General features: G+C 70.2%; 17 protein-coding genes. 8 read left to right on the forward strand and 9 right to left on the reverse strand.

Annotated features, from left to right (window positions below; translation table 11 throughout):
• Positions 1–39 precede the first annotated feature (39 nt).
• Together ACZ6BB_RS12085 and ACZ6BB_RS12090 are read right to left on the reverse strand one after the other, a co-directional pair.
• The gene (locus ACZ6BB_RS12085; protein ID WP_471615140.1) at positions 40–555 is read right to left on the reverse strand and encodes a hypothetical protein; all 516 of its coding nucleotides are present in this window, start codon (positions 553–555) and stop codon (positions 40–42) included.
• Entirely contained in the window at positions 552–7,844 is a 7,293-nt protein-coding gene (locus ACZ6BB_RS12090) for a polymorphic toxin-type HINT domain-containing protein (RefSeq protein WP_471615141.1), read from the reverse strand. The genes ACZ6BB_RS12085 and ACZ6BB_RS12090 overlap by 4 nt, the downstream gene beginning before the upstream one ends.
• 488 nt (positions 7,845–8,332) lie before the next feature.
• On the opposite strand from ACZ6BB_RS12090, the gene ACZ6BB_RS12095 reads away from it, so the two are divergent.
• The 5 genes from ACZ6BB_RS12095 (at position 8,333) to ACZ6BB_RS12115 (ending at position 14,196) form a co-directional block, all read left to right on the forward strand.
• Positions 8,333–11,824 carry a DNRLRE domain-containing protein gene (locus ACZ6BB_RS12095; protein WP_471615142.1) on the forward strand — a complete coding sequence of 1,164 codons (3,492 nt, stop codon included), beginning with the start codon at positions 8,333–8,335 and terminating at the stop codon, positions 11,822–11,824.
• Positions 11,825–11,961: 137 nt separating this feature from the next.
• On the forward strand, positions 11,962–12,372 hold the full coding sequence (locus ACZ6BB_RS12100; RefSeq protein WP_471615143.1) for a VOC family protein: 411 nt from the start codon (positions 11,962–11,964) through the stop codon (positions 12,370–12,372).
• 85 nt (positions 12,373–12,457) lie between these two features.
• The gene (locus ACZ6BB_RS12105; protein ID WP_471615144.1) at positions 12,458–12,865 is read left to right on the forward strand and encodes a hypothetical protein; all 408 of its coding nucleotides are present in this window, start codon (positions 12,458–12,460) and stop codon (positions 12,863–12,865) included.
• Positions 12,862–13,380: a thiol-disulfide oxidoreductase DCC family protein gene (locus ACZ6BB_RS12110; protein WP_471615145.1), complete on the forward strand. Its 519-nt coding sequence runs from the start codon at positions 12,862–12,864 to the stop codon at positions 13,378–13,380. Before ACZ6BB_RS12105 ends, ACZ6BB_RS12110 begins: the two co-directional genes overlap by 4 nt.
• Before the next feature lie 9 nt (positions 13,381–13,389).
• Entirely contained in the window at positions 13,390–14,196 is an 807-nt protein-coding gene (locus tag ACZ6BB_RS12115) for a TetR family transcriptional regulator (RefSeq protein ID WP_471615146.1), read from the forward strand.
• 235 nt (positions 14,197–14,431) lie between these two features.
• On the opposite strand, the gene ACZ6BB_RS12120 is transcribed toward ACZ6BB_RS12115, so the two are convergent.
• From ACZ6BB_RS12120 to ACZ6BB_RS12135, 4 genes are all read right to left on the reverse strand, one after another.
• Positions 14,432–14,824, reverse strand: a complete 393-nt coding sequence (locus ACZ6BB_RS12120; RefSeq protein ID WP_471615147.1) for an ATP-binding protein — start codon at positions 14,822–14,824, stop codon at positions 14,432–14,434.
• 116 nt (positions 14,825–14,940) lie between these two features.
• Positions 14,941–16,494 carry an ABC transporter substrate-binding protein gene (locus tag ACZ6BB_RS12125; RefSeq protein ID WP_471615148.1) on the reverse strand — a complete coding sequence of 518 codons (1,554 nt, stop codon included), beginning with the start codon at positions 16,492–16,494 and terminating at the stop codon, positions 14,941–14,943.
• 192 nt (positions 16,495–16,686) lie between these two features.
• Positions 16,687–18,075 carry a metallophosphoesterase gene (locus ACZ6BB_RS12130; protein WP_471615149.1) on the reverse strand — a complete coding sequence of 463 codons (1,389 nt, stop codon included), beginning with the start codon at positions 18,073–18,075 and terminating at the stop codon, positions 16,687–16,689.
• Positions 18,076–18,091: 16 nt separating this feature from the next.
• Positions 18,092–18,334, reverse strand: a complete 243-nt coding sequence (locus ACZ6BB_RS12135; protein WP_013001293.1) for an SCO4848 family membrane protein — start codon at positions 18,332–18,334, stop codon at positions 18,092–18,094.
• A gap of 127 nt (positions 18,335–18,461) precedes the next feature.
• Here ACZ6BB_RS12135 and ACZ6BB_RS12140 point away from each other — a divergent pair, with 127 nt between their 5' ends.
• Positions 18,462–19,751 (forward strand): D-alanyl-D-alanine carboxypeptidase family protein, encoded by a 1,290-nt coding sequence (locus tag ACZ6BB_RS12140; RefSeq protein ID WP_471615150.1) that lies wholly within the window; start codon positions 18,462–18,464, stop codon positions 19,749–19,751.
• A gap of 239 nt (positions 19,752–19,990) precedes the next feature.
• Here the strand turns inward: ACZ6BB_RS12140 and ACZ6BB_RS12145 are convergent, their stop codons facing one another.
• The 3 genes from ACZ6BB_RS12145 to ACZ6BB_RS12155 form a co-directional block, all read right to left on the reverse strand.
• A complete protein-coding gene (locus ACZ6BB_RS12145) occupies positions 19,991–20,860 on the reverse strand; it encodes a YihY/virulence factor BrkB family protein (protein ID WP_471615151.1) in 870 nt (289 codons plus the stop codon).
• Positions 20,861–20,976: 116 nt separating this feature from the next.
• The gene (locus ACZ6BB_RS12150; RefSeq protein ID WP_471615152.1) at positions 20,977–21,918 is read right to left on the reverse strand and encodes a decaprenyl-phosphate phosphoribosyltransferase; all 942 of its coding nucleotides are present in this window, start codon (positions 21,916–21,918) and stop codon (positions 20,977–20,979) included.
• Positions 21,911–22,453, reverse strand: a complete 543-nt coding sequence (locus ACZ6BB_RS12155; RefSeq protein WP_471615153.1) for a phosphatase PAP2 family protein — start codon at positions 22,451–22,453, stop codon at positions 21,911–21,913. Before ACZ6BB_RS12155 ends, ACZ6BB_RS12150 begins: the two co-directional genes overlap by 8 nt.
• A 143-nt stretch (positions 22,454–22,596) precedes the next feature.
• Between ACZ6BB_RS12155 and ACZ6BB_RS12160 the strand changes: the two genes are divergently transcribed.
• Positions 22,597–24,084 (forward strand): FAD-binding protein, encoded by a 1,488-nt coding sequence (locus ACZ6BB_RS12160; RefSeq protein ID WP_471615154.1) that lies wholly within the window; start codon positions 22,597–22,599, stop codon positions 24,082–24,084.
• Positions 24,085–24,136: 52 nt separating this feature from the next.
• Positions 24,137–24,892: a decaprenylphospho-beta-D-erythro-pentofuranosid-2-ulose 2-reductase gene (locus ACZ6BB_RS12165; protein WP_471615155.1), complete on the forward strand. Its 756-nt coding sequence runs from the start codon at positions 24,137–24,139 to the stop codon at positions 24,890–24,892.
• Positions 24,893–24,933 lie beyond the last annotated feature (41 nt).

The following is a 24,933-nucleotide window of genomic DNA, read 5'->3' on the forward strand; positions in this document are numbered from 1 at the left end:
GGAGGACCTTGACAAGCCGATTTCAGCGTCACCGATGTGTCATTTACCACTCGTGGAGGCCGACTGCAGCACCGTACATTCAGAATTCCACGAGGGAAGATCACGACGCACCTGATCTAGATCATTCCCTGGGTAACTCGGTGGAGCTTCAGAGATCCCGTGGACCTCGAGAAGATAGAATTCCATAAATTCTCCACCGAAAGAAAGATCACCGTCAGGGAAAAACTGAAGATCCAGACGCAATCCGCCATCAATGACCCGAGAAGGCCTACTGGAAATCACCGAGAATGCCATCAGTTTCTGCCGCTGCAGCGATCCGCTCCACTGAAACGATCGCAGCCCGCGGACCACGAGAAGGGCGGAATTGCCCGTTGGATAGTACGACGCCGTACGCATGTCGAAGAGCAGCGCCGCACGATTCACAGTCGGGCACACTCTACAATCCAGAAGTTGCGCATCCTCCAGGGCGTCCCGCTCCTTCAGCGGGTCCCAGCCGACGGACTCGGCAGCCGGATGATAATCCTGCGAGGCGAAGATATTATCCATTATGGTCATGGGATCGGAATATGCCAGAAGGGATCGGACTTGACAACGGTTTTTCCGGTAACAGGATTGATGATTTGCCCTCCTTCGTTGAGATAGCTCACATAGCCGTTTGGGTACGAATGTGGCCCACTGGTCACCGGATTCATGACACGCACGTATCTGGTGCTCTTGTGGTAGCCAGCAGCCGCGGCTTCGGCTGGCTTGATGTCGTAGAACCACCCCTTCAGGTTATTGGCCGTCGCCACGGCCTTGCGGCCCTGGGGAAGCCAGAGGGTAACGCCCTGGGGCCCAGACATGCTGGCGAACTGGCACCGGCTGTTGTGGACCAGCACTGGAGTGTTGCCCGCCAGCACAAAGAACGTATGCAGGTCGTCGACAGTGAGGTTGTACGTCCGGGCATGGCGCGTGTAGGCGCGGTTCCCGGTGACGATGACCGTGTCGGCTTCGTCGGTGAGCAGGCTCATCCCCGGCCTAAGGTCGCCGGCCTCGATCCAGTCGTTCTCTGACGGCGACCAGAAGGGGTGCTCGTAGGTCGCTGTGAGCTGTTCGACGCCGTCCCTCGTGGCGATGGAGAGTTCGTTGAAGTGTTTGTCGTCCTCCGTGACTATGAGATGGGTGACTTCACGCGCTCCCGTCTCACCGGTCTCCGGGTCCGTGGCCTGAACCCTGTCTCCGACTTCGACGTCCTCGATGTCCTTCGTGGTGCCGTCAGCCATGAGGACGTCAGTGCCCGCGAGGAAGCACTGCGTGCAACCTCCGGTTTTCCGGCCAGCCGCACCAGCCATACGGCCTGGGCCCATGCCCCAGGCCATGACGAACTCGTCCCCGAGCTCCATCGTTCGTGCCCAGACACGGGCATCCGTCTGACATTTCTTCAGATTCTCTACGCAGAAGTTGGCGGCGATCTCCTTCGCGCCGGCCGCATCATCCGGATGGGCGAGGGAGTAGGCGTACGCCGCGTTGCAGGCAGAGCGACCGAAGCAGACTGTTTCCGGAGTACCGAAAACGTTCGTCTTCGGATACCAGTAGTCAGCGCCGTTGGTGAGCATGTTGGTTCCGTTGGCGTAATACTGACTGGCCACCTGGCGCGCATCGTTCGATCTTGGCGTATGGGCCCTCACCCATTGCGCCTCCGGAGTACGGCTCGGCTCACCGACCCCGCCCCCTCCCTGAGAAGCCCCCTGCCGGGCACCCACATAGCGCTTCTCGGTTCCGTTGTGGCCCGTTCCTCCGATCGGCAGTCCCTCGCCGCAGGTCAGGCACAGCCCCGTGGGGTCGGAGTTAGAGACCGGGCCGTTGTTCGAGTACGCGTACCCGTTCATCTGCAGCGGGTCCGCTATGTCGACGATCGGGTCCGCCGAGATGAAGCGGCCCGCGTTCTGGTCGTACTCGCGGGCGCCGATGTGGGTCAGGCCGGTGGTCGTGTCCTCGATGCCGACGCCGATGTAGCCGCGCTTGTTGGGCCACGACGCCGGCTTCGGGCCGCGGAGTTCGCCGTACGGCTTGGCGGCTCGGCGGGTGACCGCCTGGCCGCTCGCCAGGGCGACCGCCGTGTTCGCCGTGCCGAGGTGGTCCGCGAGGAGGGCCGAGAGCTGGTGCCCCGTCGTCGCGCCGCTGGTCGTGGTACGGGTCACCGTCGGGGCGCCCGGCTGGGAGTAGGACCGGGAGGCGCGAGTGATCGCACCGGCGCTGCCCGTCGTCACCTCCGTCTCACCCAAGTACAGCGTCGTACCGGACGAGGAGTTCTCCAGGAGGCGGTTGCCGGCGGCATCGTAGACGTACGTCGTCTTCTTGCTGCCGACGGTGATCGTGTCGAGCTTGTTCTCCGAGGTCCACTTCAGGTCCTGCGCCCCGGCCGGCAGATCACGGAGTTTCGTGTTGCCCACCGCGTCATACGTGTACGTGCTGCCCTGCCCCGCCGGGCTGGACGCGATCGACGTCATCGTGTGCGGCTGCTTGGAGGTGTTGTAGCCGTACGTGAAGGTGACGTTCTTGGTCGCGTCGGCCGGGTCGGCCTCAGTCAGGGTGGCCCGGTTGCCCAGCCAGTCGAAGGTGAAGGACTGGTGGTAGGCGGTGGCGCCCGTGGAGACCGTGGCGGCGGCCGGGGCCGTGGCCGCCAGGGTCGACTTCAGGGAGGCGTCCGGGGCGGAGGCGTCCGACGCCGTGTCCGGCGCGTCGGCGACCGGCCCCGACGAGGCCGCGTAGTCCGTGCGCGGCCCCCACGTCGTACCGTTCGCCGACTTGCACCCCGTGCCATTGCCCGTGGGAGAGATGTTCGACGTCCAGGCGTTGGCCAGCTCCCCCATCACGTCGTACGTGAAGCACTGCATGTCCCAGGTGTCACCGGAGGCGTCCGACAGCTGACGGGCGTTCGACGTGATGACACCGGACTTGTCGTACGAGTAGGAGCTGTCCGAGATGCGATGCGGGCCGGCGGTCTCCCGGTCCGCGACCGTGCGCTGGAGGCGTCCGGTGTAGGGGTCGACGAAGTTGGTCGTCCACACGCGGTTGGGCTGGGAGCCGGACACCGTCCGCAGGGGTTCGCCGTACGGCGAGTAGGTGACGTCGGACGTGTACCAGGCGAGACCCGAGGTCGACTCGGTGAGGCCGTCGCTGTTGTAGCGGGTGACGACCTTCTCCTGGGCCAGCCCGCCCACCGACGGCAGCGTGACCGTCTGCGGCTTTCCGGTCTGGGTGTACGTGTACTGGTACGGGTACGTGCCCGCGACGCCCGTCGTCATGGTGTTGGCGGGGATCACGGTCTCCGTACCCGTGGGCCGGTACTCGGTGTCGTAGCCCGTGACGCGGCTGACGTAGTCGCCGTTCGCGGTGTGCCTGGTGGAGGCGACCGGCTGACCGAGGGCGCCCGACAGGGAGTCGTACGTGAACGACTTGACGGGATTGCTCGTCTCGGAGCCCTCACGGACGAACCTGACCCGGCCCAGCTCGTCGTACTCCGTGTACGTCGTCCGCTTCTCGGCGTCCGTGACCTTGTACGGCCGGTCGGCCTCGTCGTACCACGTGTCCGTCTTGCCCACGTCCGGATCGGTCGTGGAGGTGACCCGGCCCCGGGCGTCGTACGTGTACGTCCACTCGTTGCCGGCAGGGTCGGTGACGCTGGTGCGCAGGCCGCGGTCGTCGTACCCGTAGGTGGTCGTGCGTCCGGCGCTCGTGCTGTCGTCCTTGTGATGGACGACCGAGGTGACCCGGCCGAGCGCGTCCGTCACGGTCCGGACGCGCGGCGACGTCGAGCCCGCCGGGTCCACATAGGTGCTGGTGTCGCCGTACTCCGTCCTGGCTGCGTACGCCAGCTTCTCGTCGTGGTACGTCGACTGGCTGACCGGCCGTTCCAGACCGTCGTAGCGGTGCTTGATCCGGGCCGGGACGAGCGACTTCGACCTGGGCGAGAAGAGTTCGGCGACCGGCCCGTTCTTCGCGAGGTAGGCACTGGTCTGCTCGTCGACCAGGCCGTGGTCGTTGTAGGTGGTGTCCGTGACGACGCGGCCGGGGCCGTGCGCCTCCGACTGGGTCTGGACCTGACGCATCAGGCCGTCGTAGATGGTCACCTGACGGCTGTAGGTGCCGTCGTCCTTCAGCGACCTGGTCGTGACGGCGGCGGGCCGGGACTCCTTCGAGGTGGCGACCGCCGGCTGGTACTCGATCTCGACGTTCGGTGACTTGCCCCCCGAGGAACGGGACGGCGACCAGCCCTTCACGAAGCGGCCGAGGGCGTCGTACTCGCTGCGGGTGACCCGGCCGTTGGCGTCCTTGACCGTCAGCGCCAGGCTGCGGCCCGGATCGAAGGTCGTGGTCACCGTGTGGCCCTTGGCGTTGATCGCCTCCACCGAGGTGACGGGACCACCGGTGTCGCCCGGGGTGTACCGCATCTCCGTCGTACCGGCGCCCGGCTTGGCGACGGTACGGACCCGGCCCAGCGGGTCGTACGTCGTCTTCGTGACGACCGAGTACGAGGTCCCGGCGCCGTTCACCCCGGCGGCGGCCGTGACCAGCCCCTTCGTCGGGGCGTCGCCGTAGGACTGGTTGTCGTAGGTGGTGCGGCTCGCGCTGATCAGCTGCGTGGCGGGGTCGGCACTGTCGTGATCCGCGCAGGTGGTGCCGGTGGTGCGCTGCTGCTTGGGCAGGCCGATGAGCCAGGCCGACGTGTTGTGCACGTACGACGTCCTGGTGCAGATCCGGTCGGAGAACTTCTCGCCGGAGCCGTCCGGCTCGACCACCGCCGTCTCGACCTGCACCGGGATGCCGTAGGTGTCGTCGACGGTCGTCAGCGTGCGGACGGCCCGCCAGCTGTCACCGACCTTCTGGATCTCGTCCGTACGCTTCACACCACTGCGGTGGGCCAGAAGCGGATCCATGTCCGCGCCGTCCTCGGCCTCACGGAACCGGGACGCGGTCTGCTTCGACCAGGGGAAGGTGAGGGTGCGCTTCTTCGGCGTGCCCCTGTCCGAGTCGAGGTACGTGAGACTCTCCGCCGTCATGCCCGCGTACTGCGGTTCGTCGTCGGCGACGAGCGTGTACTTCTTCGTGGAGTCCTTGACCTCGCCGCCGACGCCCTGGAAGTAGCGGGTCTCGGAGTACGACTGCGCCTGCGGCACCGCCGCGGAGGTGCTCCTGCTGCCCTTGGTGACCGCCACCTGGCGGTATCCGCGCCAGACGCTGTGCGTACGCAGGGACGGCCGGGTGAACTCGTCGTCGGACTTCGCCCAGGCGGGTTCCGAGTAGTCGTACTGGGTGTAGATCAGCTTGCCCCGCGAGGTGACCTTGTCGTTCTCGGTCACGGAGTACACGACGTACTTGTTGAACCAGGACTTCGCGGGCTTCTTCTCGTCGCCGTCCGGCGACCAGCGGACCGGGTAGCAGGTGCCGTTGTCTCTGCCCTTGTCCTCCGACGGCTCGCTCGCGCAGCCGCCCTTGTACTCGATCTCGATGTCACCGCCGTGCTCGGTGGCCACCGTGCCGATGCGGGGGCGGGTGAAGGGCGGACGCTGGTCCTTCGGGCCGCTCGACACCAGGTTGGGGAGCTGGCGGTCCCTCAGCCGCCCCTTCAGTTCGGAGGAGGAGCCGACCGTGTACTCGCCGAAGCTGACGCCGTCCTTGTGCTGGAGCGTGCCGGTGGTGTCGCCCGGGGCGAAGCCGCGACGGGTGATCGAGTTCAGCCAGAGGCCGGGGGACGTGTAGTACCAGTCCTCGGGGAAGGATTGGTGGAGTTCGTACGTGTCCACCTTGCCGAGGCCGGTCTGGCCGGCGCGGGCCGCCTTCGTCGTCACCGAGTCCAGACGCATCTGGGTCCAGAAGGAGGGGAAGGCCGGGCAGAGCTTCGACGTCGACTTGCAGTTGAGGTTGCCGGGGGTGTCCCACCAGGGGCGGTACGCGCCCGGGTCGGAGGTCTTGGCGAAGTTCGCCGCGTCGCAGGCCGTCGCCGACTTCAGGCAGCGCTGCGCCACGCCGAACTCGACGGTCGCGGACGGCTTGGTCAGGTCCCCGCGCATGCCGTACTCGATGGTCGTCGGGTAGGCGAAACGGTCGTACTGCTCGGGGGACTTGAACTTCTTCTTCACCGCGTAGTGGTTCGTCTCCTGCTTCCAGGTGACGACCAGGGCGTTGCCGTGCACGTCGACGACCTTGTCCAGGCCCCAGCGCCAGGCCTGCTTCTTGCCGGAGCCGCAGCGGGAGTCGGCGAAGGCCGTGGCGTGGCAGGGCTCGCCGGGGTGGTTGCCGAAGACGGGGACGGTGGAGACGGAGTCGGTGTCGGCGTGGCCGCCGCCGACCTTGTTGAGGCCGTAGTAGTACTTCGTGCCGTCCGTGGTCGTGACGATCCAGTACTCGCCGTTGTTGTCGCCGTTGGTGCCGCCGACGTGGTGCTCGACGCGGGTGCCGTCGTCGCTCTCGGGGCGGTAGAGCTCGGTGTCCTTCTCGGGGTCGCTGCCGGAGGCGGCGTCCCGCACCAGTTCCGTCGTCCTGCCGCCCAGGGACATCACCGCGTTGTGCGACACCCAGCACAGGTCGGACGTCTTGTCCTTCTTGGCCGTGTTGTTGGCGGTGCCGGACTTCATCTTCTTGCGGTCGTCCTGGCAGGCGCGGTAACGGCGCTCGATGTGACCGGCGTCGTAGTCCCAGCCCTCGCCGATCCAGGAGGACTGGGGCGAGGCGACGGCTGTCCGGCCGTCCACGGTCTGGGAGTTGTAGCTGAACTCGACGTTGGGGGCAGGGCCCGCGGGGGCCGCCGGGACCGTCAGCGGATACGACCAGGTGAACGCACCGGACGAACCGCCGGCCGACCACTTGCCGCTGGAGGCCAGCGGTGTTGCCTTGAACGTGCCGCCGGCACCGCCGCCGGAGTCGACCGCGCCGACGACGGCCGCGTCACCGGTCGCGGCGACCGGAGTGATCCCGGTGGCCGACGTGACTCCGGTGGCCGACGTGCGGTGGGACGCCTGGGCGATCGACGGCCCGCCGGAGGGGGCCGTGCGGGCGGAAGCGGGCGTGACGGTTCCGTCCGCCGCCGTGTCGACGGTGGCGGTGATCGACTGGGCCTGGACGTCGTTGGTGGTCTCCAGCTCCTCGTACTCCTGGCATGCCTCGTCGTCGGGCCTGGTCAGGTAGCACTCGGGGAACTGGACGAAGCGCAGGCGGGAGGCCCAGTCGGCGCCGTAGAGGTTCTTGAACTTCGCGTAGTCGAGCTTGACCGCGATCGGCACGGATCCGGTGGCCGGGGCCTGGACCTTGACGACGGTGCCGTCGACGCCCTGGGACACGGCGGCGGCGCGGTCGTAGACCTGGACCTGCCAGGTGCCGGTGGGTGCCGACTCCTCCGGGGCCTGCCCGAGGCTGACGGGGAGGTTCTCGACGGGGGTCAGGGCGACCGGCTGGGCGGTCGAGCCCGTCGAGGCGGTCGAGGCGGTCGAGGCGGTCGAGGCGGTCGAGGCCGTACGCGCCGATGCGGGCGTCGAGCCCGCGGCCGCGCCGAAGGTGACCGCCCCCGTACCGGACGCCGGTGTGGTGACCGTGCCCGTCGGAGCCTGCTGCCGGTCCGGAGGGACGTCGACCTTAAGCGTCTCCAGATCGGGCTCGGCGACCGCTCCGGCGACGATCTCGTCCTCGTCGAGTGTCTCGAGCTTGAGGGTCTCGCGGCCCTTCTCGGCCGCGGCCGGGTCCGGCGGCAGCGCGAACGACTGCGCGGGCAGCAGCCCCACGAGCAGCGCCGCCCCGAGTGTGGGCACGACGGCCGCGCGCACCCGGCGCAGCCGACGCGAGCGGACAGGCAAGAAGCGACCGAACACGGCGAGGTCCCCCCGGACCATTCGAGGCGGGACCGAGAAGGGACCACGCGTGATGGCGTATCAGATGGTGCAGATTCTGTGTCGCCTCTGTGGAGTTCCGCTAGATCAACTGTGGGGATGTGATGATCACCACGGTGCGTAACAGGTGGTAACGGTCGGTAGAGTTTTAAAGCGTATTTACCTGTGCTTCACCGGAAGCAGTGACCGGTCCGCGATCAAATACGCAATTCAGCACGGCCTTCCGCGAACGCCCACGAAATCAGGGCAGTTAACGGCTGGTCTGCAACCTTTCGCCCCAAGATGATTCACCCCCGGGGCAGTTGTCGAAGGCCGCTCACAACTCTCTTTACGATTCCCGCCGTTGCCCGACTCATTCGGCGCCCGCATTTCGTGAAGCGTGACGGCAGCGCTCTCGTGAGCCATCATCGGCTGGCCCGGCCGAGCCCTGTCCCGCGCCGGTTCCACACGGGGGAAGGGGAACTCGCCCGATGACGCGCAAGGAGCGCGACGGGCGTCGCGTACCCGGCGGACGGACCACCGCCGCCGTACTCACCGCGGCGCTCGCTGCCACCGGCATCACTTTCATCGGCCTCGGCCTGGACGAGCCGGGTTCGCACGACAGGTCGAGCGGCGGCCGGAGGGCGAAGCCGGTCACGGACGCCGCCGCGCTCGCGCGAGCGGCGAGAACCGGGAAGCCCGTCGAGGTCACGGCGCTGCGTACGGCGCGGTCCACCACCTGGGCGCGGCCGGACGGCAGGATGGCCAAGAAGCTCTACTCCTCCCCGGTCCGGGCCAAGGTGGGCGGTGAGTGGAAGGACATCGACTACGACCTCCACCGCACGGGGAACGGCTGGGAGCCGAAGGCCACCAACACCAGGATGGTGTTCTCGGCCGGCTCCGAGGCGACCCGTGACAGGGAGCGTGACGACGAACAGCACGCGTCCCGGTCCACCGCGCAGCGGGTCTCCCTGTTCAAGAGCCTCAGGACGGCCGCCGCCGACGCGAGCACCCTCGTCACCCTCACCGTCGACGGCCACGACATCCGCCTCACCTGGCCCGGCCCGGTCCCCGCCCCGATCGTCGACGGCTCGCGCGCGTTGTACCCGGAGATCTTCCCCGGTGCCGATCTGGTGCTGACGGCCGACGACGACGGCTTCGCGCAGTTGCTGGTCCTGAAGAACCGGCAGGCCGCGGCCGACCCGCGCGCCAAGCAGCTCACCTACGGCATCACCTCGGCGGACCTGTCGTTCCGGCTGAACCCGATCACCGGCGTCCTCGCCGCCGAGGATGCCGACGGTGAAGAGGTCGCGCTGTCGCCGACGCCACTGATGTGGGACAGCAGCGGCGCTCCGGCGGTCACCGACGGATCGGTCGGCGCCTCCGCGCAGCCCACCGACCCGGAGAGCCCCGACCCCGTCGACTCGTCCACGCCCACGCCGGACGACGGCGCGAGCCCCACCGAGGAAGAGCTCGTCGAGACGGACGAACAGGTCGACCCGGACCCCGAGGAGCTCCCGGTGGCCTCGGACGACGACCCCGCGCCCACTCCGTCGGACACCCCGCCGCCGTCCGCGCCGGCCGAGCCGACGCCCGAGCCCTCGCAGTCCGGCTCGGCGGCCACCCTCAGCCTGCCCGGTCTCGACGGTCCCTCCCCCGACTCCCGCGGCGAGCTGGTCGAGACCGACCTGTCCGGCGCGAACTGGCTCCTCACACCCGACCAGGACTTCCTCGGCGACCCGGCCACCACGTACCCGGTCTTCGTCGACCCGTCGGTCAAGAAGCACGTCCAGAACTGGACCACCGCGTACAGCAGGCACCCCAACGCCACGTTCTACAACGGCAAGGGCTTCAACAAGGGCGGCACGCACGAGGCCCGGGTCGGCTTCGAGTCGGACACCTGGGGCACCTCGCGCTCCTACTTCAACATCGACTTCGACAAGGACCTCAAGGGCACGAAGATCGAGTCGGCGAAGCTGTACATGCTGGAGACCTACTCCTGGTCGTGCAGCCCCCGCTCGATGAGCGTGCATCTCACCGGCAAGGTCAGCGGGCGCACCAACTGGAGGAACGCGCCCAGACTGCACGACGGAAACAAGATCACCAGCAAGAGCTTCGCGCACGGCTACAAGTCCGGTTGCCGGGACGCCTGGGAAGGCTTCAACGTCCGTGCGGCCGCCCAGAAGAAGGCCGACGAAGGCCGGGACAGCATCACGTTCGGGATGCGCGCGCGGGACGAGCACTCGCAGTACGCGTGGAAGAAGTTCCAGGCCAACGGGGAGAACCCGCCCGTCCTCGAACTCATCTACAACCGCAAGCCCACGGCTCCCACCTCCCTCGACCTCGGTCCTGACGCCAAATGCACCACCACTCAGCCGTACGTCCGGATGGGATCGGGAAGTCTGACCTTCACCGCGAAGGCGTCCGACAAGGACAAGAATCTCGACTACTTCGACTTCGATCTATGGCCGCACGGCAAATGGGCGAAGACGGGCGATCTTCTCGGCAAGACCGGCAGGGTGAACGCGCACGACGACGACAACGGCACCGCGCTGGAGACGACCGACGCGTTCTCCACCAGCAAACTGACCAACGGCACCCTCTACTCCTGGCGGGTGCGGGCCCGGGACGACGCGCGATCGTTCTCCCCGTTCTCCCCGGCAAAAACACCGTGCCGCTTCGTCCTCGACACCGCCGCACCGAAGTTGCCCAAGGTCGGCTCCACTGATTTCCCCAACGCCGACACGGACGAGAACGGCTTCGGCAGCGGCGCCGACGACACGAAATGGAGCACCAAGAAATTCGGCACGGCGGGCACCTTCACCGTGCGCGCGCTCAACACGGACGTCGTGCGGTACGAGTACGGATTCAACTCGCCCAGCTATCCCTTCCATCTGGACCGGAAGGCCGGCACCGCGACCACCGTCAGCGCCACCCTGACCAATGCCAAGCCGCCCACCGCCGGGCCCAACGTGCTGTACGTGCGGACCGTGGACGGCGCGGGCAACGTGTCACAGCCGACGAAGTACTTCTTCTACGTCTCCCCGCGCGACCAGGCCGACTCGCCCGGCGACTTCACCGGGGACAAGCTCCCGGACCTGATGGCTGTCACTGAGGCGGGCAACCTGTCCCTCTACCCCTCCCAGGCCACCAACGACCTCGACAAGGGCTCCGGTGACCTGGACTACTCAATGGCCGGCGCCTACCGGGCCAACCCCGACAAGGATCCGAACGGCGACGACCTGCCGCCGTACGTCGGCGCGCCCTCCGGGCACTTCAAGGGGGCTCTGATCACCCACAACGGGGACATCTACGGCGGTGACGGCCTCCAGGACCTGGTGGTGCGCGTCGGCGGCAGGCTGTGGGTGTACCCCGGCGACGGCTACGGTGCCGTCAACATCGACAGGCGCGTGGAGATCCTGCTGCCCGAGGGGGCTCCCAGCCCGGCCTCGCTGACGCAGATCGTGTCCACGGGTGATGCCACGGGCGACGGCCGTACCGACTTCTTCGCCACCGCGGGCGACGAACTCTGGGCTCTCACCGGCTACCACGGCGCCACCATCGACCAGGCGGTCCGGCTGTCGGCCTCGGCCTGGACCGAGAGGGACATCGTCACCGTGCTGGACATCACCGGCGACGGGGTGACGGACATGGTGTACCGCGCGGACGTCCACTCCCAGCTCATGCTCCGCAAGGGCAAGGCGGCGAGCGGCGGCGGCACCGATCTGGACTCCTTGTCATCCGGCGCAGACTCCTCCGGCGGCACGGATCTCGAGTACGGCTCCGCCGGCTGGTCCAACGCCAACGTTCCGCTGCTCATCGGAACCCCGGACGCGAACGGGGACGGCGTCCCCGACATCTGGACCGTGCGGGCCGACGGTTCGGTCCGCTTCTACGCCGGCGGGAAGACGGTCCTGTCCGGCTCCGGTACGGAGATCATCGCGCCCGCGAGCTATTGGAAGACCCGGATCGCCATCGGCTGACCGGAGTACGGAGAAGGGGCCGACCGCGGAAAGCCGCGGCCGGCCCCTTTCGCCTGCCTGGCCCCCCGTCCCCCGACCGAGCCATGCAGGTGCCGTCGCTCCCACCACCCCACCGACCGACGCTCTAATCTGACGACATGTCAGACAATGAGTCGTACGAGCTGCTCGGTTTCGACAACCTCCTCCTCCCCGTCGGCGACCTCGGCCAGGCCGTCTCCTTCTACGAGCGGGCCGGCTTCGAGGTGGGCTTCCGGCTGGACGAGGCCGGGATCGCGGGGCTGAAGGTGGGCAAGGAGACGCCCGGCCTGCTGCTGCGGGTGGAGGAGGAGCTGCCGCAGCGGCCGCCCGTGTGGGCCTCCGCGCGGATGTGGCTGGAGGTGCCCGACGCGCGGGCCGCCGCGCGGGCCCTCGCGGCGGCGGGAGTGCCGCCGCTCGACGCCCCGTTCTCCGTCGCCACCGGCTGGACCGTCGAGTTCGCGGATCCCTGGGGGAACGTCATCGGGCTCACGGACTACAGCAAGCGGCCGGAGCTGGCCCGCACCGGATGACCGCTTGAACGTGTTCAAAAAGAGGTCTACAGTCTCCCTCAGGACGCTTTGAACGCGTTCAAGAACGTCGTTGAGGGGTGGGGACATGGATCTCACGGTCGTCGCGTATGCCGTCTATTCGCTGGTCAGCGTGGGGCTGACGGTGTGGGTCGCACGGACGTTGAGCAAGAACGGGCGGATCTTTCTCTCGGACGTACTGCGGGGGAACGAGAAGCTCGCGGACGCGGTGAACCACCTGCTGGTGGTCGGGTTCTATCTCGTGAACCTGGGCTTCGTGGCGCTGTATCTGAACGCAGACGGCGCCATCACCAGCCCGCGCGAGGTGTTCGAGGCAGTCTCGGCGAAGCTCGGCGTGGTGCTGCTCGTGCTCGGGGCGCTGCACCTGGGGAACGTGTTCGTGCTGAACAGGTTCCGGCGGCGGGGCGTCATGGAGCAGGAGCAGGTGCCCCCGGTCGCGCCGCAGGGCTGGGCCGCTCCGACAGGGCACGCGTGAGCGCCGCGGCCGGGCCGGCCGCCGTGGACCGGGGCGCCGAGCGCGTCCCGGTCCGCGGGCTCACCGTGCTGTACGACGCCGGGTGCGGGCTGTGCGCCTTCCTGCGGGAATGGCTGGGCAGGCAGCGGCAGTTGGTTCCGCTGACGTTCGTGGCAGCGGGTTCGCAGGAGGCGCGGCGGCTGTTCCCGGCGCTCGACCACGGGGCGACGCTGGAGGAGATCACGATCGTGGGGGACGGCGGGCAGGTGTACCGGGGGTCCGCCGCCTGGATCGTGTGTCTGTGGGCGCTGCGCGAACACCGGCCGCTCTCGCACCGGCTGAGCACCCCGGCGGGGGCGCGGCTCGCGCGCACCGCCGTCCTCGCCGCCGCGAAGTGGCGGGGCGCGCACCGGCAGCCCGGCTCGGGCTGCGGGAGCGGCGGGGCCGAGCTGAAAGGATGGGCGTACGACCGGCGGTACGGGTGGGTGTACCGGCCTCCCGGTGACTGCGACACCGGTACCTGCCCGACTCGTTAGGCTCTGCCCGTGCCCGCAGCGAACGACAGCCCCAGCCCAGAGCCCCCTGCCGACCAGCTCGACGCGGAGCCCGGCGGCCCCAGGGACGGCACGGAGCAACCCGGCCCCAAGGGCTCCGCCAAGTCCGAGCAGACCCGCGCGCTGATCCTGGAGACCGCGCTGCGGCTCTTCCAGGAGCGCGGGTACGACAAGACGACGATGCGGGCCATCGCGAAGGAGGCCGGGGTCTCCGTCGGGAACGCCTACTACTACTTCGCCGGCAAGGAGCACCTGATCCAGGGGTTCTACGACCGGATCGGCGCCGAGCACCTGGTGGCGGTGCGGCCCGTGCTGGAGCGGGAGAAGGATCTGGAGGCGCGGATCGCCGGGGTGCTCACGGCGTGGCTGGACGTGGCGGAGCCGTACCACGAGTTCGCGGCGCAGTTCTTCAAGAACGCGGCCGACCCGCAGAGCCCGCTCAGCCCGTTCTCCCCCGAGTCGGAGGGGCCGCGCGAGGAGTCCATCGCCATCCACCGCGAGGTGCTCGCCGGGTCCAGGGCCAAGGTCCCGGACGAACTCCGGGAGATCCTGCCGGAGCTGATGTGGCTCTCCCTCATGGGGCTCGTCCTGTACTGGGTCTTCGACCGGAGCGAGGGGCGCGCCCGCAGCTACCGGCTCGCCGAGCGCGGCGCCCGACTGACGACCCGGGGCGTCTCCCTCGCCCGGTTCCGCGCGCTGCGCCCCCTGGTCCGCGAGGTCCATGAGCTGTTCACGGACTTCCTGCCGGGCATGACGAAGGTGCCGCCGGATCCAGGGGCGGCAGGGCGGAAGGACTGATCACGGCCTGACGGAGGAGGGCTGCGGTCAGGGGCGTACGGCGACCGACGGCCCGACGACCGACGGCTGGCGACTGGCGGCTGGCGGCTGGCGGCTGGCGGCTGGCGACCGCAACCAACGGTCAGAGATCGGTGATCGGCAACCCGCGGTCAGCGATCGGTGATCGGTGATCGGCGATGGCTTGAAAGCGACGGTCACGCCGTCGCGCCCGAGGGGGGTCACGGGAACGGCACGGTCAACCCACCAACGCCCAGACGGTCTTCCCGTGCCGTCCCCGGCTCCACACCCCCCACGCCGCCGCGATGTGATCCACCAGCCTCAGCCCCCGCCCCGTCTCCTCCCACTCCCCGACCTCCTTGAGCCGGGGCACGGTCGTCCCCTCGTCCGACACCTCGATGAAGCAGGACCCGTCCGCCAGCGCGGTCAACGCGACCTCGAACTCCCGCTCCAGCAGGGGACCATGGCGTACGACGTTGCTGGCGAGCTCGGAGGCGACGAGCACGATGTCGTCCAGGTCCGGGGAGTCTTCCCCGTGCCCCCAGTCGGCCAGGTGTTCCCTCACGCGTCGCCGGACGAGGCCCACGGACGCGGGATGGCGGGGCAGCCGGAAAGAGTGGCGTCTCAGCACGTTCGCTCCTCACCCCGAACCCGCCCCCGACACAGAAGATGCGCGGGGCGGGTGCGCCGTGTCACTCCCGTGCGCTCCCGGCCCACGAGTTCACGTCACCTGTCACACGGCGTCTGTCATATCCATTCCAGCCGCCACAGCCGGAACACCCCGGTCCCGTCCGACAGATACTGCGCCCCGCCGACGTCCTCGCTGCTGAGCACGTACTCCTTGCGCTGCCACAGCGGGATCATCGGTACGTCCTGGGCCACGATCTCCTGCAGTTCCTTGAAGTCGCCCGCGGCCCGGCTGCGGTCCGCGTAGCGCTGACTGTCCTTGATGAGGCGGTCGGCCTGTTCGCTGCCGTACCCGTTGCTCAGTGAGTTGCCGGTGCCGACGAGCGGCCCGCCGAAGGTGTCGGGGTCGGGATAGTCGGCGACCCAGCCCACCCCGTACGCGTCCAGCTTGCCCTCGGCGTACCGCTTCTGGAAGTCGGTCCACTCGTACGCCTTGGTCGTCACGTAGAACAGCCCGCTCGCCTCCAGCTGCTCCTTCAGTTCGGCGGCCTCGGCGGCGGCCGAGCCCCGGCCCTCGGCGTAGCCGTAGGTGAAGCGCACCGGCATGCTGACGCCCGCCTCGTCGAGGAGGCGGCGGGCCCGTTGCGGGTCGGGCTGGGGGTTGGCGTCGAAGAACGAGGTGGTGTGGCCCGTGATGCCGGCCGGGATGAGCGAGTAGAGCGGGTCGGTGGTGCCCTGGTAGACGTCGGCCACCAGCTTCTCGCGGTTGATCAGCGCGGCCATCGCCTGCCGCACCCGGCGGTCGTGCAGGGGTGAGTCGGCCCGCACGTCGAGCACGAGGTTGCGGGTCTCGGTGCTGTCGGCCTCGGTGACCCGCTGGTCGGGATCGCTGGGGGACAGCGCGGCGAGCGTCTGCGACGGCAGCGTGCGGGTGACGACGTCGACCCGTCGTGCCTTCCACGCCTTCTGCAGTGCGGCCGAGTCCCGGTAGTAGCGCATGAGGACGGGGCTGCCGGTGGTCCGGGCTACGCCCCGGTAGGCGCGGTTGGGGGTGAGGTGGGCCTGGTCGGCGCTGATCGAGACCAGGGAGAAGGGGCCGGTGCCGTCGACGCCGGCTTCCGTGCGCAGCCTGTTCGTCGGGTACTTGGTGCGGTCGACGATCGACCCGGCGCCGGTGGCCACCTTGAACGGGAAGGTGGCGTCCGGCGAGGAGAGGCGGAAGTCGACGGTCAGCCCGTTCGCGGTGACCGACTGCAGGGTGTCGAGCAGTGTGGCCGGGCCGACCTCCGCGTTGATGCGCTTGACCCGGTCGAAGGAGTACTTGACGTCCTTGCCGGTGACCTCACGGCCGCTGGGGAACTTCAGGTCCGGGCGCAGGGTGCAGCGGTAGACCAGGAGGGCGTTGCCGACGAAGGCGCAGCTCCGCGCGGCGTCCGGCACCGGTACGGCGCCGCCCGGCTCGAAGGTCAGCAGCGACTGGAACACGCTGCTGTACATGGCCCAGGAGCCGACGTCGTAGGCGCCGGCCGGGTCGAGCGAGGTGACCGTGTCGGTCGTGCCGACCGTGATCGCCCTGCTCTCGTCCAGCCGGGCCGGCAGCAGCTGCCAGCCGCCGATCGCCGCGACCGCCAGCACCAGCAGCGACGCGAGAATCCGTAAGCGAACCGACCGCATCCGGCGCCCCTCCCAAGAACCCACCCGGCCCACTGCGCACAGTGGTTTCGCGGTGGCGCGGATCACCTAACCACAGTCGGCTGTGTTGACGGAAGACAGGTTTTGTTGAGTTGAGAAAGAACTCGGTAAGCGCATCATCCACGCGTGCCGAAAAGCCTTCCGAACAGGTACGGAAAGGCTCCTGACGCCCCGTCACGCCTGCTTCGACGCCAATTGCACCACCGTGATGTCCGACGGCGCCCCGACCCGTACAGGCGGCCCCCACGCACCCGCGCCCCGGCTCACGTAGAGCTGGGTGTCGCCGTAGCGCTCCAGGCCGGCGAGGGTGGGGTTGGCCGCCTGGGCGACGTACGTCATCGGCCACAGCTGGCCCCCGTGCGTGTGACCGGAGAGCTGGAGGTCGACCCCGTGGTCGACGGCGTCGTGGATCTGGACGGGCTGGTGCGCCATGAGCACGACGGCTCGCGAGGTGTCCCGGTCGCCGAGCGCCTTGGCGAAGTCCGGGCCCTGGCCCTCGTCCTCGCCCGCGATGTCGTTCACCCCGGCGAGATCGAGGTACGGCAGCTCGCGGCGGGCGTTCTCCAGCGGGGTGAGACCCAGCCGGCGCACCTCCTCGACCCACTGTCCGGCCCCGGAGATGTACTCGTGGTTGCCCGTGACGAAGTAGCTGCCGTGCCGTGCCTTCAGTCCGGCGAGCGGCGCCGCGGCCGGGCCGAGGTCGGCCACGTCACCGTCGACCAGGTCGCCGACCACCGCGATCAGGTCGGGCTGCGTCGAGTTGATCGTGTCGACGACCTTCTGCGCGAAGCCCCGGCCCAGCATCGGCGAGAGGTGGATGTCGCTGACCACCGCGATCCGGAACCCGTGGGCCGCGCGCGGCAGTTTCGCCAGCGGCACGGTGACCCGCTTGAGCTTGGGGCCGCGCACGACCCCGTAGGTGCCGTAGCCGACCGTGCCGACGGCCGCGGCGGCGACGGCCCCGCCCACGACCCGGGAGACGAAGAGGCGGCGGGACGGATCGGCCGGGGCGGCGGGCGGGGGCTCCGTCGCGGAGGGCGGGGCCGGCTGCCCGGGCTCGGCGGTGGCGGGCGTGGCCGCGGCGGTCGTGGCGTGCGCGTTGTTCGTGGGCGCGGCGGTCGCGGTGGTGGTGGCGTGCGCGGTCGCGGGCTCCGTGGCCTCCGTGGGCTGCGCCCCCGCCGGCACCGGCTGGGGCTCGGGCTCGAGCTCCGCCGGCTCGGGCCGCCGCGCGGGCACCGGGGCGCGCCGCGCCACCAGACGACTCACCAGGGGCCGTACCAGCTCCCCCGCCAGCAGGGCCAGCAGCAGGTACAGGGAGAGGGCGAGCCACATGAAGCCCGGCCAGGTCAGCGTCCGCTGCAGCCAGAAGGGGGCGTGGGCACGCTCGGCCGCGAACCCCGCGAACATCAGCACCGGTCCGACGACGAACACCGCCGTGCCCACCCGTCTGGCGAGGCCCGGCCCCCGGGTCGTGTCGCGCACCAGGCGCCGCCAGGCGTACCAGTGCAGAGCCCCGAACGCGCTCAGCACCAGCAGGGCGACGAGGACGAAGACAATGATCATCACGTCGTACTCCCGGTCACGCGGTCCGGCGAAGGGCGCGCACTCCACGCAACCCGATGACCCCGATGGCCGTCCCAAGAGCAAAGGAGACGACGGCGAGCGTCAGATGCACCCAGAAGTACGCCGTCGGATCGCCCGCGTCGTCGAACGCGAGCCCGCTGCCGTCCTTCCACAGGTTTTTGATGAAAGTGATCCAGATGACCCAGCTCCACACCCCGAAGGCGAGCAGGAACCAGGAGAGGGGGCGGCTGAGCTTCATGCGTTCAGTATCGCCGCCGACCGCAGGGTCTTCGCGCCGGGGTGCGAGCGGGGGCGCGAGCCGGAGTGAGCGAGCCACGGCGCGCTGCGGTGGGATTTACCGGTCGGAGCCATGTACTTTCTCGATCGTGCCCGCCTCCCAGAAGACCGCCAGGCGCCCCCTGCTGGTCACCTCAGCCACCCTGCTGTCCCTCTCCCTCGCCTCGCTGACACTGACGGCCGCCCCGGCCTTCGCGGCGAAGCCGTCCCCGAGTTCGAGCGCCTCGCCGTCCGCGACTCCCCCGGCGGCCATGTCGACCGTCGGCGGCGAGCAGTTGGGCAGGCCGGGCACCCAGGCGGCCCTCGGCAGCGACGCGCCTGTGCTGCCCAAGGACATCAGCGCCCGTTCCTGGATCGTCGCGGACGCCGAGTCGGGCGACGTGCTGGCCGCGCACAACGCGCACTGGCGGCTGGCGCCCGCGAGCACGCTGAAGATGCTGTTCGCGGACACGCTGCTGCCGAAGTTCAACAAGGACGACGAGCACAAGGTGGTCTCCGCCGACCTCGCGGGCATCGGCGCGGGCTCCAGCATGGTCGGCATAAAGGAGGACGAGAAGTACACCGTCCACGATCTGTGGCTCGGTGTCTTCCTTCGCTCCGGCAATGACGCGGTCCATGTCCTGTCGGCGATGAACGGCGGTGTGAAGCAGACCGTCGCCGACATGAACGAGCACGCCGAGGAGCTCCAGGCCCTCGACACGCACGCCGTCAGTCCTGACGGCTACGACGCCAAGGGGCAGGTCTCGTCGGCGTACGACCTGACCCTGTTCGCCAGGTCGGGGCTGCAGAAGAAGGACTTCCGGGAGTACTGCTCCACCGTGCGGGCGAAGTTCCCGGGCGAGACGAAGAAGGGCAAGAACGGCAAGAAGAGCCGGTCCTCCTTCGAGATCCAGAACACCAACCGGCTGCTCACCGGGGACAACGGTCTCGACTCCTACCAGGGCATCGCGGGTGTGAAGAACGGCAACACCACCAACGCGGGTGCCACGTTCACCGGGGTCGCCGAGCGGGACGGCCGGGTTCTCCTCGTCACCGTCATGCACCCGGAGAAGAACGAGCACAACCAGGTCTACAAGGAGACCGCCAGCCTGCTCGACTGGGGGTTCAAGGCGGCGGGCAAGGTGACACCGGTGGGGGAGTTGGTGGCACCCAAGAGCGCCGAGACCTCCGGTGGGGACACCCCGCCGAGTTCCCAGCCGGGGGCCACGGCGTCGGCGTCCGTCTCGGGCGGGGCGGGCGGCAAGTCCGTGGCGGCGAGTGCCTCCGGCGGGGGCGGCGGCATCGGGGTCGCGCTCGGGATCATGGGCGGTGTGCTGGTGCTGCTGGCCGGTGCGGTGTTCCTGGTGAACCGGAAGTGGCCTCTGCGGGGACGGAAGTAGAGCGGGCGGGGCGCGGTCGCACGCCCCGCTGCCTGCTCCCTGCTCCCTGCTCCCTGCTCCCTGCTGCCTGCTGCCTGCTGCCCGATGCGGGGAGCGCGGGTGCGCTGGGGGCTGGCGCGGGAGAGCCACGCGCCGGCTCTGGCACATCCGGCTCCGGCGCATCAGGCTCCTTCGCGTCCGGCAGCAGCGCATCCGCGCGCCCCACGCTCCTACGCCCCCCCGGCCCCCGCCCCCGACTCTCAGTCGGCCGGCGCCGCCGCCTCCTCGCTGCTCTCCGCCGTCCAGGCCGCGCAGTACAGCAGGAGCTTGGTGGTGAAGTTGATCCAGAGGAGCAGGGCGATGGGGACGCCGAAGGCGCCGTACATGCTCTTCGAGGCGATGCCCTGCATATAGCCGCTGAGCAGCAGCTTCAGGAGTTCGAAGCCCACGGCTCCTATGAGGGCGGCCACGACGAGGCGGCGGCGGGGCGGGTGGACGCCGGGGAGCAGGGTGAGGACGTAGAGGAGGAGCAGGAAGTCGGCGAGGACGGCGACGGCGAACGCGGCGACGCGCAGGAGGATGCCGCCCCAGCCGTCGCGGTCGATGCCGAGCTGGTCGGCGAACCGCCCGACTGCCCAGGAGGCGGCGGTGGAAGCGGCCAGGGAGACGAGGACCGCGCCGCCGAGCCCGACCAGGACCCCCGTGTCCTTGGTCTTGGCGAGGACGGGGTTCTCGTCGGGGTCCGGCTTCTCCCAGACCGCGCGCAGACAGCCGCGCATCTCACCGACCCAGCCGATGCCGGTGAACAGCAGCAGCGCGCCGGCGATGACCCCGACCGTGCCGGCGTTCTCGACGAGGCCGCCGATGTCGAGCTGGTCGGAGATGCCGGGCACCTGCTCGGCGAGCCGGTCCTCCAGGTCCTGCTGCCTGTCCTTGCCGAGGGTCGCCGCGGCGATGGAGGCGACCACGGTCAGGAGGGGGAACAGCGCCAGGAAGCTGATGAAGGTCATCGCGGCGGCCAGCCGGGTCCACTTCACCCGGTCCAGCCGCTCGTACGACCGCCACGCGTGCGTGGTCATCAGACGCTCCGCCAGGGGGCCGACCCCGGGAAGCTTTTTCAGCCAGTCCATGATCCGAACTCTGCCCCACTCGTCGCCGACCGATGCCGGGTACCCCCGTACCGGCCCGCCCAGCCGTTCCGGCCGTCACTGCCCCCGGCGCGGGGGCAGGGGCGGGGACGGTCGCGTCACCAGTCCGCCACCGCCAGCCCGTACATGGTGAGCCACACCGCCGCGATGACGGAGAGGGCGCGGTCGTGCAGGACGACGTCCTCGGGCTCGCCCGCCGTGCCCCGGTCGGCGAAGACGGCGTAGCGCAGGACGGCCAGGACGAAGGCGACCATGGACAGCTGACGCCAGGGCAGTACACCGGCGGACGGGACGCCGCCCTCCTCCATGGCCCACAGGCAGTAGCCGAGCACGGCGACCCCGGCGGCCAACTGCCAGACGAAGCGCAGGTATCCGGCCGTGTACTCGGTGAGCAGGGCCCGGGTGGCGCCCGGCCGGTCGGCCATCTGCACGGCCTCCGAGTAGCGCTTGGCGGCGACCATGAACAGCGCGCCGAACCCGGTGGTGATCAGGAACCAGCGCGACAGCGGGATGCCCAGGGCCGGCCCGCCGGCCATCGCCCGCATCAGGAACCCGGTGGTGACGACGGCCAGATCGACGACCAGGACGTGCTTGAGGCTGAGGCAGTAGGCCAGTTGGAGGACGAGGTACGCGGTCAGCAGTGCGCAGGTGTACGGCGAGCAGAGCCATGCGGCGGCCAGGGGGGCGAGGACGGCCAGGGCGCCGCCGACGCCGTACGCGACCGGTACGGGCACCTGTCCGGCGGCGACCGGGCGGTGACGCTTGACCGGGTGCGCGCGGTCGGCCTCGGCGTCCCGGGCGTCGTTGACCAGGTACACGGCGGCGGCACAGGCCGTGAAGAGGACGAAGACGAGCGGGAGCCGGGTGAGCGCGCGCGGGGTGAACAGTTCCCCGGCGGCCGCGGGCGCCGCGACGACCAGGATGTTCTTGATCCACTGGCGGGGGCGGGCCGTGCGCAGGAGACCGAGGGCGAGACCCGCCTTCGGAGGCAGCCGCCCCGGGGGCGTCCGCCGCTCCAGGAGCACAGTGCGCTCAGCCACGGCCGTGCACCACCCAGCGTGCGCCGAGCCGCGCGGTGAGCGCCCCGAGGGCCACGCCCGCCGCCACGTCCGACGGGTAGTGCACACCGGCCACCAGCCGGGAGAGGCACATCGCGGCGGCGAGCGGGGCCGCGGCGGCCAGCACGAGACGGGCCCCCGGGGCCCCGTGCGCGACGACGGCGACCGCCGCTGCCGCCGAACTGGCGTGCGAGCTGGGGAAGGAGTGCCGTCCGGCCGTGCGGACCAGGGGCCGGACCCGAGCGGGGCGGGGCCGTCGTACGACTCTCTTGACCCCCATGCTGGCCAGGTGCGCCCCGGCGGTCAGTGCCGTGCCGCGCAGCCACACACCGCGCCGCTCCCGGTCGACGGCGGCGCCCGCCAGCCCGCCCGCGAGCCAGAGCAGGCCGTGTTCCCCGGCCCGGGACAGTCCGCGCGCGGCGGCCGCGACACGCGGGTCCGCGCCCCGGGCGTGCAGCCCGGAGAGCAACCGCCGGTCCAGGCCGCGCACGCCGTCGACGACGTCAACTTCATCCATGCGATACCACTCTTCTAGGTGGCCGTCCCGGAGCTCCGGCAATCTAGAACGACATCCCATTAATCACCCGTTTCGGTGAGGCGGCAGAGCGGCCGGGCCGACGCGCCCGGTTCCTCCGCGTACACGGCGATACGGTCGCGGGCATGCCAGCCGACGCCGCCGGGGCCCCTCCGGCTCCCCCGCCGCCCAGCCCCGGCCGCACCGTCCCCGTCACCGGCTGGGGCCGCACCGCCCCGACCGTCGCCCGTCTGGTCCGCCCGCGTACGTACGACGAGGCCGCGGCCGCCGTACGGGCGTGCGGGGCGCGCGGGGGGATCGCCCGGGGGCTGGGGCGGGCGTACGGGGACGCGGCGCAGAACGCGGGCGGGACCGTCCTCGACATGACCGGACTCGACCGGGTCCACGCCGTCGACGCGGACGGCGGCACGGTCCTGTGCGACGCGGGCGTCTCGCTGCACCGGCTGATGGAGGTGCTGCTCCCCCTGGGCTGGTTCGTCCCGGTGACCCCCGGGACCCGTCAGGTGACCGTCGGCGGTGCCGTCGCGGCCGACATCCACGGCAAGAACCACCACGTCTCGGGGTCGTTCGCCCGGCACGTCCTGTCCCTGGAACTGCTGACGGCGGACGGTGAGATCCGCACGGCCGTCCCCGGCACCCCCCTCTTCGACGCCACGGCCGGCGGCATGGGCCTGACGGGCGTCATCCTCACCGCGACCGTACGGCTCCTGCCCGTCGAGACGTCCTGGATGTCCGTCGACACCGAACGCGCCCGCGACCTCGACGACCTCCTCTCCCGGCTGACGGCCGGCGACCACCACCACCGCTACTCCGTCGCCTGGATCGACCTGCTCGCCAGGGGCGCCTCCACAGGGCGCGCGGTCCTCACCCGCGGCGACCACGCGCCCCTGGAAGCGCTGGAGCAGCCGGGACCGTCGTCCACGCGCGCGCGTGCGGGGCGGCTGTCGTCCACGCGCGCGCGTACCGGGCTCCTCCCCGGCCGGGGCGCCCTCCGGCGGGACGCGTCCCCCGGACCGCTGGAATTCCGGCCCCGCCGGCTCCCGGCGGCCCCCGCCCATGTTCCGGACGGACTCCTCGGCCGTACGGCGGTGAGCCTCTTCAACGAACTCTGGTACCGCCGTGCCCCGCACTCCCGCACCGGCGAACTCCAGCGCGTCTCCACCTTCTTCCACCCCCTCGACGGGGTCCCGCACTGGAACCGGATCTACGGCAGGTCCGGCTTCGTGCAGTACCAGTTCGTCGTCGGACACGGCCACGAGGAGGAGCTGCGCCGGATCGTGCACCGGATCTCCGCGCGCCGCTGCTCCTCCTTCCTCGCCGTGCTGAAGCGGTTCGGCGAGGGCGACCCCGGCTGGCTGTCCTTCCCGATGCCCGGCTGGACCCTCGCCCTGGACATCCCGGCGGGCCTGCCCGGCCTCGGCACCTTCCTGGACACGCTCGACGAGGACGTCGCGGCCGCCGACGGCCGTGTCTACCTGGCCAAGGACGCCCGGCTGCGTCCTGAACTGCTGGCCGCCATGTACCCCCGGCTGCCCGAATTCCGCGCGCTGCGCCGGGAGTTGGACCCGGGCGGGGTCTTCGTCTCGGATCTGGCCCGCCGCCTGGGCCTGTGAGCGCCGAGGACGCCGTGGAATCCCCTGTCCCCCCACACACCCAGGAGCTGTCATGAAGGACGCCTTCGGCACCCCCCAGTCCCTGCTGATCCTCGGCGGCACGTCGGACATCGCGCTCGCCACGGCACGCCGGCTGATCGCCCGCCGCACCCGCACGGTGTGGCTGGCGGGACGCCCCTCCCAGGACCTGGAGAACGCGGCCGCCCACCTGCGCGGACTCGGCGCGCGGACGCACACCGTCACCTTCGACGCGCTCGACCCCGAGTCCCACGAGGCGGTCCTCGGCAAGGTCTTCGCCGAGGGCGACATCGACATGGTCCTCCTCGCCTTCGGCGTGCTCGGCGACCAGGCCAACGACGAACGCGACCCGGTGGCCGCCGCGCGTGTCGCCCAGACCAACTACACGGGCGCCGTCTCGTCCGCACTGGTGTGCGGGCGGGCGCTCCAGGCGCAGGGCCACGGCTCCCTGGTCGTCCTGTCGTCCGTCGCCGCCGAGCGCGCCCGCCGCTCCAACTTCATCTACGGCTCCAGCAAGGCCGGCCTGGACACCTTCACCCAGGGCCTCGGCGACGCCCTGCACGGCACCGGCGCCCACGTCATGCTCGTGCGCCCCGGCTTCGTCCGCACGAGGATGACGGCGGGCCGCCCGGAGTCTCCCCTCGCGACGACCCCGGAGGCGGTCGCCGCCGCCATCGAACTCGGCCTGCGCCGGCGCTCGGAAACGGTGTGGGTCCCGGGTTCGCTGCGTCTGGTGATGGCGGCTCTGAGGCACGTGCCGAGGGCGGTGTTCCGCCGCCTGCCGCTGTAGGAGCTGGTGGAGCCGCGCTTCTTGGCCCGGCGCCGGGAGGC

Source organism: Streptomyces sp. NPDC041108, from assembly GCF_055592645.1.